Origin of the sequence: Pseudomonas sp. TH10, from assembly GCF_016651255.1 — a bacterium.
Taxonomy (GTDB): domain Bacteria; phylum Pseudomonadota; class Gammaproteobacteria; order Pseudomonadales; family Pseudomonadaceae; genus Aquipseudomonas.
The window spans coordinates 1-14101 of the sequence record NZ_JAEKEG010000139.1 but is presented as its reverse complement, the minus strand read 5'-3'; the positions used below and the strand labels follow the sequence as shown (position 1 = coordinate 14101).

14 protein-coding genes and 2 pseudogenes are annotated in these 14101 nt (G+C 58.7%); 12 read left to right on the top strand and 4 right to left on the bottom strand.

All coding sequences use genetic code 11. The features are described 5' to 3' along the window. A partial coding sequence (locus JFT80_RS19790) for an FKBP-type peptidyl-prolyl cis-trans isomerase (protein WP_201149010.1) occupies nt 1-445 on the top strand: 445 nt, incomplete at its 5' end. Nucleotides 446-573: 128 nt separating this feature from the next. Here the strand turns inward: JFT80_RS19790 and JFT80_RS19785 are convergent. From JFT80_RS19785 to JFT80_RS19775, 3 genes are all read right to left on the bottom strand, one after another. Further along, on the bottom strand, nt 574-831 hold the full coding sequence (locus tag JFT80_RS19785; RefSeq protein ID WP_150602192.1) for a hypothetical protein: 258 nt from the start codon (nt 829-831) through the stop codon (nt 574-576). A gap of 183 nt (nt 832-1014) precedes the next feature. Beyond that, nucleotides 1015-1356 carry a zinc ribbon domain-containing protein YjdM gene (locus tag JFT80_RS19780; RefSeq protein WP_122838995.1) on the bottom strand — a complete coding sequence of 114 codons (342 nt, stop codon included), beginning with the start codon at nt 1354-1356 and terminating at the stop codon, nt 1015-1017. A 164-nt stretch (nt 1357-1520) separates the two neighbouring features. Then, the gene (locus JFT80_RS19775; RefSeq protein WP_201149009.1) at nt 1521-2489 is read right to left on the bottom strand and encodes a polyprenyl synthetase family protein; all 969 of its coding nucleotides are present in this window, start codon (nt 2487-2489) and stop codon (nt 1521-1523) included. A gap of 240 nt (nt 2490-2729) precedes the next feature. Here JFT80_RS19775 and rplU point away from each other — a divergent pair, with 240 nt between their 5' ends. The 5 genes from rplU (at nt 2730) to JFT80_RS19750 (ending at nt 6479) form a co-directional block, all read left to right on the top strand. Beyond that, the gene (gene rplU, locus JFT80_RS19770) at nt 2730-3044 is read left to right on the top strand and encodes a 50S ribosomal protein L21 (RefSeq protein WP_003176051.1); all 315 of its coding nucleotides are present in this window, start codon (nt 2730-2732) and stop codon (nt 3042-3044) included. Between the two features lie 35 nt (nt 3045-3079). After that, entirely contained in the window at nt 3080-3337 is a 258-nt protein-coding gene (gene rpmA, locus JFT80_RS19765) for a 50S ribosomal protein L27 (RefSeq protein ID WP_003176049.1), read from the top strand. A 193-nt stretch (nt 3338-3530) separates the two neighbouring features. Then, nucleotides 3531-4754 (top strand): Obg family GTPase CgtA, encoded by a 1224-nt coding sequence (gene cgtA / locus JFT80_RS19760; protein ID WP_201149008.1) that lies wholly within the window; start codon nt 3531-3533, stop codon nt 4752-4754. Between the two features lie 137 nt (nt 4755-4891). Beyond that, complete coding sequence (gene proB / locus JFT80_RS19755) at nt 4892-6010, top strand: glutamate 5-kinase (RefSeq protein WP_201149012.1); 1119 nt, start codon at nt 4892-4894, stop codon at nt 6008-6010. A gap of 10 nt (nt 6011-6020) precedes the next feature. Continuing rightward, nucleotides 6021-6479, top strand: a complete 459-nt coding sequence (locus JFT80_RS19750; protein ID WP_201149007.1) for a CreA family protein — start codon at nt 6021-6023, stop codon at nt 6477-6479. A 170-nt stretch (nt 6480-6649) separates the two neighbouring features. On the opposite strand, the gene rpsT is transcribed toward JFT80_RS19750, so the two are convergent. Next, nucleotides 6650-6922, bottom strand: coding sequence for a 30S ribosomal protein S20 (gene rpsT / locus JFT80_RS19745; protein ID WP_003228351.1), 273 nt, complete (start codon nt 6920-6922; stop codon nt 6650-6652). 252 nt (nt 6923-7174) lie between these two features. Between rpsT and murJ the strand changes: the two genes are divergently transcribed. From murJ to ispH, 6 genes and pseudogenes are all read left to right on the top strand, one after another. Then, nucleotides 7175-8713, top strand: coding sequence for a murein biosynthesis integral membrane protein MurJ (gene murJ / locus JFT80_RS19740; RefSeq protein ID WP_201149006.1), 1539 nt, complete (start codon nt 7175-7177; stop codon nt 8711-8713). Between the two features lie 130 nt (nt 8714-8843). Next, a complete protein-coding gene (gene ribF, locus JFT80_RS19735) occupies nt 8844-9782 on the top strand; it encodes a bifunctional riboflavin kinase/FAD synthetase (RefSeq protein ID WP_201149005.1) in 939 nt (312 codons plus the stop codon). A 13-nt stretch (nt 9783-9795) separates the two neighbouring features. Continuing rightward, nucleotides 9796-12626, top strand: a pseudogene (gene ileS, locus JFT80_RS19730) (isoleucine--tRNA ligase). After that, nucleotides 12619-13131 (top strand): signal peptidase II, encoded by a 513-nt coding sequence (gene lspA, locus JFT80_RS19725; protein WP_201149004.1) that lies wholly within the window; start codon nt 12619-12621, stop codon nt 13129-13131. Before ileS ends, lspA begins: the two are co-directional and overlap by 8 nt. Beyond that, nucleotides 13124-13576: an FKBP-type peptidyl-prolyl cis-trans isomerase gene (gene fkpB, locus JFT80_RS19720; RefSeq protein ID WP_374091381.1), complete on the top strand. Its 453-nt coding sequence runs from the start codon at nt 13124-13126 to the stop codon at nt 13574-13576. The genes lspA and fkpB overlap by 8 nt, the downstream gene beginning before the upstream one ends. Before the next feature lie 139 nt (nt 13577-13715). Then, nucleotides 13716-14101: pseudogene (gene ispH, locus JFT80_RS19715) on the top strand (4-hydroxy-3-methylbut-2-enyl diphosphate reductase); the annotation flags it as partial.

Below are 14101 nucleotides of genomic sequence, written 5' to 3'. Positions count from 1 at the left end.
GTCCGCCAGCTTCAAGGTCATTCGCGAAATCATGCAAGCCGAAGCCGCTGCCAAGGCTGAAGCTGCAGCAGGCGAAGGCCTGGCTTTCCTGGCTGAAAACGCCAAGCGTGACGGCATCACCACTCTGGCTTCCGGCCTGCAGTACGAAGTGTTGACCCAGGGCGAAGGCGCCAAGCCAACCCGTGAAGACCAGGTGCGTACTCACTACCACGGCACCTTGATCGACGGCACTGTGTTCGACAGCTCCTACGAGCGCGGCCAGCCTGCAGAATTTCCGGTTGGCGGCGTGATCGCTGGCTGGACCGAAGCCCTGCAACTGATGAACGCCGGCAGCAAATGGCGTCTGTACGTGCCGAGCGAACTGGCTTACGGCGCTCAAGGCGTTGGCAGCATCCCGCCGCACAGCGTTCTGGTATTCGACGTCGAGCTGCTCGACGTTCTGTAAGCCTATGCCTGTCCCTGTGACAGGCTAATGTGGGAGCCAGCCTGCTGGCGATGGAGCGACCGGGTTTTGTTCAAGACCGAGTTGACACCATCGCCAGCAGGCTGGCTCCCACAGTTTTATCGTACAGGTCATAGTTCTATCTTGTGATGCAGTTCATTGGTCGGGCGCAAGGCCCGGGCATAGCAGAACAGAAACAGATTGCGCACCAGCTCCTTGAGCACCAGCGGCTCGCTGGAATTCAGGCTGCTGACGTCCAGATCCCCCTGATCCTGCAGTTCATGCAAGGCTTCTTCTTCAAGCACCGCACAGACCTCGCCGGTTTCCCGATGGAGGATTCTGAGGTAAGGGTGTGGACGGTCAAGCCAGGCATCGATCAAATAAGTCATCAGTCTCATTTCCATTGATTTGGGGTTCAATGAGAATAATTCTTATTAATCAAATAGCAAGGGCCTATTGGCGGTTTGCGCTTTTTTCCGGGTAAAGATTGCGTAAGGTCAATACGGCTGGCGCCTGGCCATCGCGGGGAGGGGCGCCATCCGGCGCAGAGCGCAGGATGGGCTACAGCAGGATCAGACTTTTCTGACGAACTCGGATTTGAGTTTCATCGGGCCAATGCCGTCGATTTTGCAATCGATATCGTGGTCGCCATCGCACAGGCGTATGTTCTTGACCTTGGTGCCGACCTTAACCACCAGCGAAGTGCCCTTGACCTTGAGGTCCTTGATTACGGTGATGGTATCGCCGTCCTGCAGTACGTTGCCGACCGAATCTTTCTTCACGGTGTCATCGGCCGCCACTTCGGTTTCGCCGCCAGTCGACCACTCGTGGGCGCACTCAGGGCAGATCAGCTGTGCGCCGTCTTCGTAGGTGTATTCGGAATTGCATTTCGGGCAGGGTGGCAACGTGCTCACTAAGGCTCCTTGGATTGAGGATCGCTAAAAGTCGCACATTATATAGGGTTTTGTTCGAAGAGGGTGTCACGGCAAAAGATCGCAGCCTTCGGTAGCTCCTACAGGGTTTTGTGTACACCTGCAGGAGCTGCCGAAGGCTGCGATCTTTGATTTTGCGTTTGCGTTTAATGCGTGCGGGCTACTGCAAACTCGCTCAGCTCAACCAATGCATCGCGGTATTCGCTGGCTGGCAGCGCCTCGAGGCATTTGATCGCGCGGGCTACGTAGTCCCGTGCCAGTTGCGCTGTGTATTCCAGCGAGCCCGAGGCCTCCACTGCTTCGCGGATGCTTTCCAGGTCTTCGATACCGCCTTTCTGGATCGCCCTGCGCACCAGGGCCGCCTGTTCCGGCGTACCTTCGCGCATGGTATAGATCAGCGGCAGGGTCGGCTTGCCTTCGGCCAGATCGTCACCGACGTTCTTGCCCAGGGTTTCAGCGTCGCCCTTATAGTCGAGCAGATCGTCGACCAGTTGGAACGCCACGCCCAGGTGATCACCGAAAGTACGCAGCGCTTCGCTCTGCTCGGCAGTGGCGCCGGCCAGTGCGGCGGCGCTGTGGGTCGAAGCCTCGAAGAGCATCGCGGTTTTGCCGCGGATGACTTCCATGTAGGTTTCTTCGGTGGTGCTGGCATCGCGAACCTTGGACAGTTGCAACACTTCGCCTTCAGCGATGATGCGCGTGGCCTGGGACAGGATCTTCATCACCGGCATCGAGCCCAGTTCGACCATCATTTCGAAGGAGCGGGAATACAGGAAATCGCCGACCAGCACGCTCGGCGCGTTGCCCCACATGGCGTTGGCGGTCGAGCGGCCACGGCGCATGCCGGACATGTCGACGACGTCGTCATGCAGCAAAGTCGCGGTGTGCAGGAATTCGATGGTGGCGGCCAAAAGGCGCATGTCGTCGCCTTCGCGACCCAGGGCTTTGCCACACAGCAACACTAATAAAGGACGCAGACGCTTGCCGCCGGCCGAGGTGATGTAATCGCCGATTTTCGATACCAGCGGTACTCGGGAAGTCAGCTGCTTCTTGATGATGCCGTCGACGGCGCTAAAATCGTCCGCCACCGCGCGGTAGAAAGCTTGGGGTTGCATCAGCGAGAGTCGCTCCAGAAGGGTTGCGCGGCATGCTAGGACCCCCATCCGGACCTGTCAAGGCGCGATGGACGGCTACTTGCAAGCCTGCGGCGCCTTGCGTACAATCGCGCACCCTGAACTTCCTGGGCAGCACCTGCCTTACGCAATTGCAAGCGGGCCTTCCAGCCCCATGCAGCCATGCCAGCCAATACCTCTTCTTATAAAGAGCTGGGTGAGCAGGATTATCGGAGAAATACCATGTCTTATGCAGTAATCGTTACTGGCGGCAAGCAGTACAAAGTCGCCCCAGGTGAATACCTGAAGATCGAAAAACTGGAAATCGCTACCGGCGAATCCGTTACCTTTGATCGCGTTCTGTTGGTTGCCAATGGCGACGACGTAAACATCGGCGCTCCAGTTGTTGCTGGCGCTACTGTTGTGGCTGAAGTGATCTCCCAAGGTCGTCACGATAAAGTCCGCATCATCAAGTTCCGTCGTCGTAAGCACCACATGAAGCGTATGGGCCACCGCCAGTGGTACACCGAGATCAAAATCACCGGTATTCAGGCTTAATTTCAGCCTAATTCCTCACTAGGAGAATTGAACTCATGGCACACAAAAAAGCTGGTGGTAGTACCCGTAACGGTCGCGACTCAGAAGCCAAACGCCTTGGCGTCAAGATGTATGGCGGCCAGAAAATCATTCCGGGCAACATCATCGTGCGTCAGCGCGGCACCCAATTCCACGCCGGTTACGGTGTTGGCATGGGTAAAGATCACACCCTCTTCGCTAAAATCGAAGGCGTGATCAAGTTTGAAGTAAAAGGCGCGTTCAACCGCCGTTACGTGAGCGTTGTCGCAGCTTAATTGCGCAATCGCTGGAAGAGCCCTGTCTTGCGACGGGGCTTTTTCGTTTGTGGGGTGAGTCTCTTGCAAAACTGTTTGTATGGGCTGTCGGCGTGCGATGCAGGTCGTGTTTTGGGGTCGCTGCGCTCATTTTTGCAAGAGTCTTATGTCTTGATTGTTTTTCGGCTCGTCCGTATGGCGAGAGGCGTTGGTTATGAAGTTTGTTGATGAAGTATCGATTCGCGTAAAAGCTGGTGATGGCGGCAACGGTGCCATGAGTTTCCGTCGGGAAAAATTCATCGAGAACGGTGGCCCGAACGGCGGTGATGGTGGTGACGGCGGTTCCATCTACATGATGGCTGACGAAAACCTCAACACCCTGGTGGACTACCGTTACACCCGGCACTTCGATGCCGAGCGTGGCTCCAACGGCGGCAGCACCGACTGCACCGGCAAGAAAGGTGAAGACCTGATCCTGCGCGTTCCGGTCGGCACGACCGTGATCGACTCGGCGACTCAGGAAGTTATCGGCGACCTGACCAAAGCCGGTCAGAAGTTGATGGTCGTGCAGGGCGGTTGGCACGGTCTGGGTAACACCCGTTTCAAATCCAGTACCAACCGTGCGCCACGCCAGACCACACCGGGTAAGCCGGGTGAGCAGCGTGACCTGAAACTGGAAATGAAAGTACTGGCTGACGTGGGCCTGCTGGGCTTGCCGAACGCCGGTAAAAGTACCTTCATCCGTTCGGTCTCGGCCGCCAAGCCGAAAGTTGCCGACTACCCGTTCACCACGCTGGTGCCAAACCTCGGTGTGGTCAGTGTCGATCGCTGGAAGAGCTTCGTCGTCGCCGACATTCCGGGTCTGATCGAAGGTGCTTCCGACGGTGCCGGCCTGGGTATCCGCTTCCTCAAGCACTTGGCGCGTACGCGTCTGTTGCTGCACCTCGTCGACATGGCGCCGCTGGATGACACCAGTGCACCGGATGCCGCGGAAGTGATCGTCAACGAACTGATCAAGTTCAGCCCGTCCCTGGCTGAGCGTGATCGCTGGCTGGTGCTGAACAAGTGCGACCAGATCCTTGAAGAAGAGCACGAAGAGCGCGTCAAGGAAATCGTTGATCGCCTGGAGTGGACCGGTCCGGTCTACGTGATCTCGGCCATCGCCAAGATCGGTACCGAGCGTCTGTGCCACGACATCATGCGTTACATGGAAGATCGTACTGATCGTCTGGCCAATGACCCGGCTTACAAAGAAGAGCTGGCCGATCTCGATCAGCGCATCGAAGACGAAGCTCGCGCGCAATTGCAGGCGCTGGATGACAAGCGTGCCCTGCGTCGTAGCGGCGTGAAGTCGGTCCATGACATCGGCGACGATGATTGGGACGAAGAAGATGTGGATGACGAAGACGGTCCGGAAATCATTTACGTGCGTGACTGATCCGTTGCGATAAACTTGAACGCCGCTCAATCGAGCGGCGTTTTAGTATCTGGAAATCGATCGTTGGTCAGCAATAGCCACGATTAACGTCACGGGCAGTGCCAGGTCGCGCTGTCCTCAAGCTAAGGTTGAAGATGATGCGGAGCAAGGTGACAGGTGCGCAGCGTTGGGTCGTGAAGATCGGCAGCGCTTTGCTGACAGCTGATGGCAAAGGGCTGGATCGCGCGGCAATGAGTGTCTGGGTCGAACAGATGGTGGCCTTGCATGAGGCTGGCGTCGAGTTGGTGCTGGTGTCCTCCGGGGCGGTGGCGGCCGGCATGAGCCGCTTGGGCTGGACTGCACGACCCAGTGCGATGCACGAGCTTCAGGCGGCTGCAGCGATTGGCCAGATGGGGTTGGTGCAGGCGTGGGAATCAAGCTTCGCCGAGCATGGCCGCCACACGGCGCAGATTCTCCTGACTCACGACGACCTGTCCGATCGCAAGCGCTACCTCAATGCCCGCAGCACCTTGCGCGCGTTGGTCGAGCTTAAAGTCATCCCGGTGATCAACGAAAACGACACCGTGGTCACTGACGAAATCCGTTTCGGTGACAACGACACGCTGGCCGCGTTGGTGGCCAACCTGGTGGAGGCTGATCTGTTGGTGATCCTTACCGATCGCGACGGCATGTTCGACGCTGATCCGCGCAACAATCCGGATGCGCAACTGATTTACGAAGCGCGTGCCGATGATCCGAGTCTGGATGCGGTGGCGGGCGGTACGGGCGGTGCGCTGGGGCGTGGCGGCATGCAGACCAAGTTGCGTGCCGCACGGCTGGCTGCGCGCTCTGGTGCTCACACCATTATTGTTGGCGGGCGTATCGAGCGCGTGCTGGATCGTCTGAAGGCGGGCGAGCGCATTGGCACGCTGCTGTCGCCTGAGCGCGGCATGCTCGCGGCGCGCAAGCAATGGCTGGCCGGGCATCTGCAAACGCGCGGCACGCTGGTGCTGGACGATGGTGCGGTGTCGGCGCTGTCTCAAGGTAACAAGAGCTTGCTGCCGGTGGGTGTGAAGCTGGTGCAAGGCAGTTTCCGTCGTGGTGAGATGGTGGTTTGCGTGGCGCCGGATGGTCGTGAGATCGCCCGGGGCCTGGCCAACTACAGCGCGCTGGAAGCACAAAAAATCATCGGTCAGTCGTCGGAAGCGATTGTCGGTTTGCTGGGTTACATGGCTGAGCCTGAGCTGGTTCACCGTGACAATCTGATTCTGGTTTAAGGAAAACTCGATGCGCGTAGCAAAAGGATTGTTGGGTTTGTTGATGGCGCTGCCATTGCTGGCCTCGGCCGAGGAAATCGGTCAAGTGTCGACAGTGTTCAAGCTTGTCGGGCCAAATGACCGGATCGTGGTCGAGGCGTTTGATGACCCGAAGGTCGAGGGCGTGACCTGCTATCTGTCGCGCGCCAAGACTGGCGGAGTGAAGGGTGGGCTGGGATTGGCGGAGGATCGCGCGGAAGCGTCTATCGCCTGTCGTCAGGTCGGGCCGATCAGCTTCAAGGGGGAGTTGAAGGATGGCGATGAGGTGTTCAAGGAGCGCACCTCGCTGGTATTCAAGACCATGCAGGTGGTGCGCTTTCTCGACAAGAAGCGCAATACCCTGGTGTATCTGGTCTATAGCGATCGCTTGATCGAAGGCAGTCCGCAGAATGCGGTGACGGCTATCCCGATCCTGCCGTGGGCCCAGTAGGGGCGAGCTTGCTCGCGAAAAACCAGAGCGCGCCGCGAACATTCAGGCGGCGCACGTAATAGTTGACGACCTTCGCGAGCAAGCTCGCTTCTGCAGTTTTTTTGCGCTCCCATCAAATCGCAGGCAATAAAAAACCGACCCTGAGGTCGGTTTTTTAATGACTACGTCGATTAAGCAGCTTCTTTCAGTGCTTTGACGTGGCCATTCAGACGGCTCTTATGACGAGCAGCCTTGTTCTTGTGGATGATGCCTTTATCGGCCATACGGTCGATAACTGGCACAGCCAGAACGTATGCAGCTTGAGCTTTTTCAGCGTCTTTTGCGTCGATGGCTTTAACTACATTCTTGATGTAGGTGCGAACCATGGAACGCAGGCTGGCGTTGTGGCTGCGACGCTTCTCAGCCTGTTTTGCACGTTTTTTGGCGGAAGGTGAGTTGGCCACCGTCGAGCTCCTCGAAAGACTTTTTAGGAAATAGCAAACAAAATAGGCCGCGAATCATGCCGATGAAGAGAAGTCTTGTCAAGGGCACTTGAAACGTTCCGCTAAGTGGTAGGTATAAAGAGGCGGGATATTTATTTCCGGCGCTTGACCTGTAAACTCGCGAGCTTTGGCTCTGTGCTGCTGCGGCGCGGAGTATCGCATAAGTAGGCGCTTAATTCGCCTGCTGTTTATCGACAGGCACAAATTCCCTCAATGAATCTGCTCAAATCGTTGGCCGCCGTCAGCTCTATCACGATGCTTTCCCGGGTTCTGGGTTTTGTTCGTGACACGCTTATCGCCCGCACATTCGGCGCCGGGATGGCGACAGACGCCTTCTTTATCGCCTTCAAACTGCCCAATCTGCTGCGGCGAATCTTCGCTGAAGGGGCATTCTCACAAGCGTTTGTGCCGATTCTTGCCGAATACAAAAGCCAGCAGGGCGAAGAGGCAACGCGCACTTTCATTGCTTATGTATCGGGCTTGCTGACGCTGGTGCTGGCCGTGGTGACCGCGCTGGGCATGATCGCCGCACCCTGGGTGATCTGGGCCACGGCCCCGGGGTTTACCGACACGCCGGAAAAATTCCAGCTCACCTCTGATCTGCTGCGGGTGACCTTCCCCTATATATTGCTGATCTCCCTGTCATCGCTGGCTGGAGCAATCCTCAATACCTGGAACCGTTTCTCGGTGCCGGCCTTCGTGCCGACCCTGCTCAATGTCAGCATGATCGTGTTTTCGCTGTTCCTCACGCCGTACTTCGATCCGCCGGTCATGGCGCTGGGCTGGGCAGTACTGGTTGGTGGTCTGGCGCAACTGCTCTATCAACTGCCGCACCTGAAAAAGATCGGCATGCTGGTGCTGCCGCGCCTGAACCTGCGTGACACCGGCGTCTGGCGAGTAATGAAGCAGATGCTGCCGGCAATTCTCGGCGTCTCGGTCAGTCAGATTTCGCTGATCATCAACACCATCTTCGCTTCGTTTCTGGTCGCAGGCTCGGTGTCGTGGATGTATTACGCCGACCGTTTGATGGAGTTGCCGTCCGGCGTATTGGGTGTGGCGCTGGGCACCATTCTGCTGCCGACACTGGCGAAAACCTACGCCAGCAAGGATCGTCACGAATATTCGCGAATTCTCGATTGGGGCCTGCGCCTGTGCTTTGTGTTGGTGCTGCCATGCTCGCTGGCGCTGGGGATTCTCGCCGAGCCGCTGACCGTTTCGCTGTTCCAGTACGGCCAGTTCAGTGGCTTCGATGCTGAAATGACTCAGCGTGCGCTGATTGCCTATTCTGTCGGTCTAATGGGCATTATTGTGATCAAGGTGCTGGCGCCGGGCTTTTATGCGCAACAAAACATCCGTACCCCGGTGAAAATCGCGATTTTTACCCTGGTCATCACGCAGTTGTTCAACCTGGTGCTGATTGGCCCGTTGGCTCACGCTGGGCTCGCCTTGGCGATCAGTGCCGGTGCCTGTATTAACGCGGGATTGCTGTTCTATCAACTGCGCAAGCAGCAGATGTATCAGCCTCAGCCGGGTTGGGCCAAATTCGGATTCAAACTGGTCGTGGCGGTGGCGGTGATGTCGGTGGTCTTGCTGGTCGGCATGCATTTCATGCCGGCGTGGGATCAGGGTCATATGCTTGAGCGCTTCCTGCGTCTGGGTGCATTGGTCGCGGCGGGCGTGGTCGCTTATTTCGGTATGTTGCTACTGCTGGGTTTCCGCCTGCGCGACTTCAATCGCAAGGCCTTGAGCTGAGGGTTTTACCCTTTATAAACAGGCGCGGGCCGGCAGTTTTGTCGGCTCGATCACTTTGCGTTACGGTGTTGCCTGTCGTCGACCGTCGGGTGTGGTTATAATCGACCACTTTATGAGCAAGAAGCGCGTTATGCAGCTGGTTCGAGGCCTCCACAACTTGCGCCCCCAGCATCGGGGCTGCGTCGCCACTATTGGCAACTTTGACGGTGTTCACCGTGGTCACCAGGCTATCCTGGCCCGACTGCGTGAGCGTGCGCTTGAGTTGGGCGTACCCAGCTGCGTGGTGATTTTCGAGCCGCAGCCGCGGGAATTCTTTGCTCCCGAGACCGCGCCGGCGCGTCTGGCCCGGTTGCGCGACAAGCTGCAACTGCTGGCCGCCGAAGGCGTTGACCGGGTCTTGTGCCTGGCGTTCAACCAGCGCCTGAGCAAGCTCAGCGCCAGTGAATTCGTTGACACCATCCTCGTGGATGGCCTCGGCGTGCAGCATCTGGAGGTCGGTGACGATTTCCGCTTCGGCTGCGACCGCCTCGGTGATTTCGATTTTCTGATGCAGGCCGGGCAGATTCACGGGTTTACCGTCGAAGCCGCGCAAACCGTCGAGCTGGATGGCATTCGTGTCAGCAGCACGCAGGTGCGCAACGCGTTGGCTGCCGCCGATTTTGCGCTGGCCGAACGTTTGCTCGGTCGCCCGTACCGGATCGCCGGTCGCGTGCTGCATGGCCAGAAACTGGCCCGGCAACTGGGTACGCCCACTGCCAATATTCAACTCAAGCGTCGTCGCGTGCCGTTCACCGGGGTGTATCTGGTGGAGGTCGACATCGACGGCAAGACCTGGCCCGGCGTCGCCAATATCGGCGTGCGGCCCACGGTACAAGGTGATGGCAAGGCCCACCTTGAAGTCCATCTTTTAGATTTTGCCGGCGATCTGTATGACCGGCGTTTGACGGTGGTTTTCCACCAAAAGCTGCGTGAAGAGCAGCGCTTCGCCTCCCTGGAGGCATTGAAAACGGCGATCAATGCGGATGTCGCCACCGCCCGTGCACTAGCCGCACCTAGCGCCCATCGCTAATGAAGAGCCTTAAATGACCGACTATAAAGCCACGCTTAACCTTCCGGACACCGCCTTCCCAATGAAGGCCGGCCTGCCACAGCGCGAACCGCAGATTCTGCAGCGCTGGGACAGTATTGGCCTGTACGGAAAGTTGCGCGAGATTGGCAAGGATCGTCCGAAGTTCGTTCTGCATGACGGCCCTCCGTATGCCAACGGCACGATCCACATCGGTCACGCACTGAACAAGATTCTCAAGGACATGATCATCCGCTCGAAGACCCTGTCGGGCTTCGACGCGCCGTATGTTCCGGGTTGGGATTGCCACGGTCTGCCGATCGAACACAAGGTTGAAGTGACCCACGGCAAGAACCTCGGTGCGGACAAGACCCGTGAACTGTGCCGTGCCTACGCCACCGAGCAGATCGAAGGGCAGAAGTCCGAATTCATCCGTCTCGGCGTGCTGGGCGACTGGGCCAACCCGTACAAGACCATGGATTTCAAGAACGAGGCCGGTGAAATCCGCGCCCTCGCGGAAATCGTCAAGGGCGGTTTCGTGTTCAAGGGCCTCAAGCCAGTGAACTGGTGCTTCGACTGTGGTTCGGCCCTGGCCGAAGCGGAAGTCGAGTACGAGAACAAAAGTCGTCGACCATCGATGTGGCGTTCCCGATTGCCGATGAAGCCAAACTGGCTGCCGCGTTTGGCCTGCCGTCGCTGGGCAAACCTGCTTCTATCGTGATCTGGACCACCACCCCGTGGACCATCCCGGCCAACCAGGCGCTTAACGTTCACCCGGAATTCAACTACGCCCTGGTCGACGTCGGCGACAAGCTGCTGCTGCTGGCTGAAGAGCTGGTCGAGTCGTGCCTGGCCCGCTACAGCCTGGAAGGTTCGGTCATTGCGACCACCACCGGTAAAGAACTGGAACTGATCAACTTCCGCCACCCGTTCTATGACCGTCTGTCGCCGGTGTACTTGGCTGACTACGTCGAGCTGGGTGCTGGCACCGGCGTGGTTCACTCCGCTCCGGCCTACGGCGTAGACGACTTCGTGACCTGCAAGAAATACGGCATGGTCAACGACGACATTCTCAATCCGGTGCAGAGCAACGGCGTTTACGTGCCGTCGCTGGAATTCTTTGGCGGCCAGTTCATCTGGAAGGCCAACCCGGCCATCGTCGACAAGCTGACCGAAGTCGGTGCGCTGATGCACACCACCGTCATCGAACACAGCTACATGCACTGCTGGCGCCACAAGACTCCGCTGATCTATCGCGCGACTGCGCAGTGGTTCATCGGTATGGACAAAGAGCCCACCAGCGGCGACACCCTGCGCAAGCGGGCGATCAAGGCCATTGAGGAAACAAAGTTCGTCCCGGCCTGGGGCCAGGCGCGCCTGCACTCGATGATCGCCAACCGTCCGGACTGGTGCATCTCCCGCCAGCGCAACTGGGGCGTGCCGATCCCGTTCTTCCTGAACAAGGAAAGCGGCGAGCTGCACCCACGCACCGTCGAGCTGATGGAAGAAGTCGCCAAGCGCGTTGAAGTCGAAGGCATCGAAGCCTGGTTCAAGATGGACGCTGCCGAACTGCTCGGCGACGAAGCGCCGCTGTACGACAAGATCAGCGACACCCTCGACGTCTGGTTCGATTCGGGCACCACGCACTGGCACGTCCTGCGCGGTTCGCACCCGATGGGTCACGAGAGCGGCCCGCGTGCCGACCTGTACCTGGAAGGTTCCGACCAACACCGTGGCTGGTTCCACTCGTCGTTGCTGACCGGTTGCGCCATCGACAACCATGCGCCGTACCGCGAACTGCTGACGCACGGTTTCACCGTCGACGAAGCCGGCCGCAAGATGTCCAAGTCGCTGGGCAACGTGATCGCGCCGCAGAAAGTCAACGACACCCTGGGCGCCGACATCATGCGTCTGTGGGTCGCGTCGACCGACTACTCCGGCGAGATGGCGGTTTCCGACCAGATTCTGCAACGCAGTGCGGACGCTTACCGGCGTATCCGTAACACCGCGCGCTTCCTGCTCTCGAACCTGAGCGGTTTCAACCCGGCCACCGACATCCTGCCGGCGGAAGAAATGCTCGCGCTGGATCGTTGGGCGGTCGACCGCACCCTGCTGCTGCAACGCGAGCTGCAAGAGCACTACGGCGAATACCGTTTCTGGAACGTCTACTCGAAGATCCACAACTTCTGCGTGCAGGAGTTGGGCGGTTTCTACCTCGACATCATCAAGGACCGTCAGTACACCACTGGCGCCAACAGCAAGGCCCGCCGTTCGGCGCAAACCGCGCTGTTCCACATCTCTGAAGCGCTGGTGCGCTGGATCGCGCCGATCCTCGCCTTCACCGCCGACGAACTGTGGGAATACCTGCCGGGCGAGCGTAACGAATCGGTCATGCTCAATACCTGGTACGAAGGCCTGACCGAATTGCCGGCCGACGTTGAACTGGGCCGCGAGTACTGGGAGCGCGTCATGGCGGTCAAAGTCGCGGTCAACAAAGAGATGGAAATCCAGCGCGCGGCCAAAGCCGTCGGTGGCAACCTGCAAGCCGAAGTGACGCTGTACGCCGAAGACGCCCTGAGCGCCGATCTGGCCAAGCTGAGCAACGAACTGCGCTTCGTCCTGATCACCTCGACCGCCAGCGTGGCGCCTTTTGTCCAGGCCCCGGCGGACGCGGTAGTCACCGAAGTCAGTGGCCTGAAACTGAAGATCGTCAAGTCCGCCTTCGCCAAGTGCGCCCGTTGCTGGCACTGCCGCGAAGACGTCGGCGTGAACCCGGAGCATCCGGAAATCTGCGGTCGTTGCGTCGACAACATCAGCGGCGCTGGCGAGGTTCGTCACTATGCCTAATGCCATTGGCCGTTTCGGACGGTTGAGCTGGCTTTGGTTGAGCGTGCTGGTTCTGGTCATCGACCAGGCCAGCAAGTTCTACTTCGAAGGCAAGCTCGAAATGTTCCAGCAGATCGTGATCATTCCGGATTACTTCAGCTGGACCCTGGCCTACAACACCGGCGCTGCTTTCAGCTTCCTGGCTGACAGCTCCGGCTGGCAGCGCTGGTTGTTCGCCCTGATCGCTATCGTGGTCAGTGCAGTGCTGGTGGTGTGGCTCAAGCGTCTGGGACGCAACGAAACCTGGCTGGCCATCGCTTTGGCGCTGGTGCTGGGCGGGGCGCTGGGCAATCTGTATGACCGCATAGCCCTGGGCCATGTGATCGATTTCATTCTGGTGCACTGGCAGAACCGCTGGTACTTCCCGGCATTCAACTTCGCCGACAGCGCCATTAGCGTGGGTGCGGTGATGCTGGCGCTGGATATGTTCAAAACCAAGAAAACCGAAGAGGCCGTTCATGACTGAACAGGTATTGGCTGAGCAACGCATCGGCCAGAACACGGAAGTCACTTTGCACTTTGCATTGCGCCTGGAGAACGGCGACACCGTCGACAGTACGTTCGACAAAGCCCCGGCGACCTTCAAGGTCGGCGATGGCAACCTGCTGCCGGGTTTCGAAGCGGCGCTGTTCGGTTTCAAGGCCGGCGACAAGCGCACGCTGACCGTCGAGCCGGAAAACGCCTTCGGCCAGCCTAACCCGCAGAACGTGCAGATCATCCCGCGCTCGCAGTTCGTCGACATGGAGCTGTCACCAGGTTTGCTGGTGATCTTCAACGATGCGGCCAATACTGAGCTGCCGGGCGTGGTGAAAGAGTTCGATGACACGCAAGTGACCATCGACTTCAACCACCCGCTGGCAGGCAAGACGCTGACCTTTGACGTCGAAATCATCAGCGTCGTATCGCTGTAACTAACAAATCGGCTTTCTGTAGGAGCGAGCTTGCTCGCGATGGTCGTCAACGATAACGCTTACATCCTGGATGTACGCGGTGCTCTGCTCGTTTTTCGCGAGCAAGCTCGCTCCTACAGGGCAAGACACGAGGCACAGCATGCAAATCAAACTCGCCAACCCCCGTGGCTTCTGCGCCGGCGTGGACCGGGCGATCGAAATCGTCAACCGCGCTCTGGAAGTCTTCGGGCCGCCGATCTACGTGCGCCATGAAGTGGTGCACAACAAGTTTGTCGTCGAAGACCTGCGCAGTCGTGGCGCGATCTTCGTCGAAGAACTGGATCAGGTGCCGGACGATGTCATCGTCATCTTCAGTGCCCACGGCGTTTCTCAAGCCGTGCGTACCGAAGCCGCCGGCCGTGGCCTGAAAGTGTTCGACGCCACCTGCCCACTGGTGACCAAGGTGCACATCGAAGTGGCGAAATACAGCCGCGACGGTCGTGAATGCATCCTGATCGGCCACGCCGGGCACCCGGAAGTCGAAGG

What these genes read in the sequence shown, in the direction of transcription:
- lspA (WP_201149004.1), top strand. Translation starts at nt 12,619, where the DNA reads ATGCCTAATGCCATTGGCCGTTTCGGACGGTTGAGCTGGCTTTGGTTG.
- proB (WP_201149012.1), top strand. Translation starts at nt 4,892, where the DNA reads ATGCGGAGCAAGGTGACAGGTGCGCAGCGTTGGGTCGTGAAGATCGGC.
- rplU (WP_003176051.1), top strand. Translation starts at nt 2,730, where the DNA reads ATGTCTTATGCAGTAATCGTTACTGGCGGCAAGCAGTACAAAGTCGCC.
- JFT80_RS19750 (WP_201149007.1), top strand. Translation starts at nt 6,021, where the DNA reads ATGCGCGTAGCAAAAGGATTGTTGGGTTTGTTGATGGCGCTGCCATTG.
- murJ (WP_201149006.1), top strand. Translation starts at nt 7,175, where the DNA reads ATGAATCTGCTCAAATCGTTGGCCGCCGTCAGCTCTATCACGATGCTT.
- JFT80_RS19775 (WP_201149009.1), bottom strand. Translation starts at nt 2,489, where the DNA reads ATGCAACCCCAAGCTTTCTACCGCGCGGTGGCGGACGATTTTAGCGCC.
- JFT80_RS19785 (WP_150602192.1), bottom strand. Translation starts at nt 831, where the DNA reads ATGACTTATTTGATCGATGCCTGGCTTGACCGTCCACACCCTTACCTC.
- fkpB (WP_374091381.1), top strand. Translation starts at nt 13,124, where the DNA reads ATGACTGAACAGGTATTGGCTGAGCAACGCATCGGCCAGAACACGGAA.
- rpmA (WP_003176049.1), top strand. Translation starts at nt 3,080, where the DNA reads ATGGCACACAAAAAAGCTGGTGGTAGTACCCGTAACGGTCGCGACTCA.
- cgtA (WP_201149008.1), top strand. Translation starts at nt 3,531, where the DNA reads ATGAAGTTTGTTGATGAAGTATCGATTCGCGTAAAAGCTGGTGATGGC.
- ribF (WP_201149005.1), top strand. Translation starts at nt 8,844, where the DNA reads ATGCAGCTGGTTCGAGGCCTCCACAACTTGCGCCCCCAGCATCGGGGC.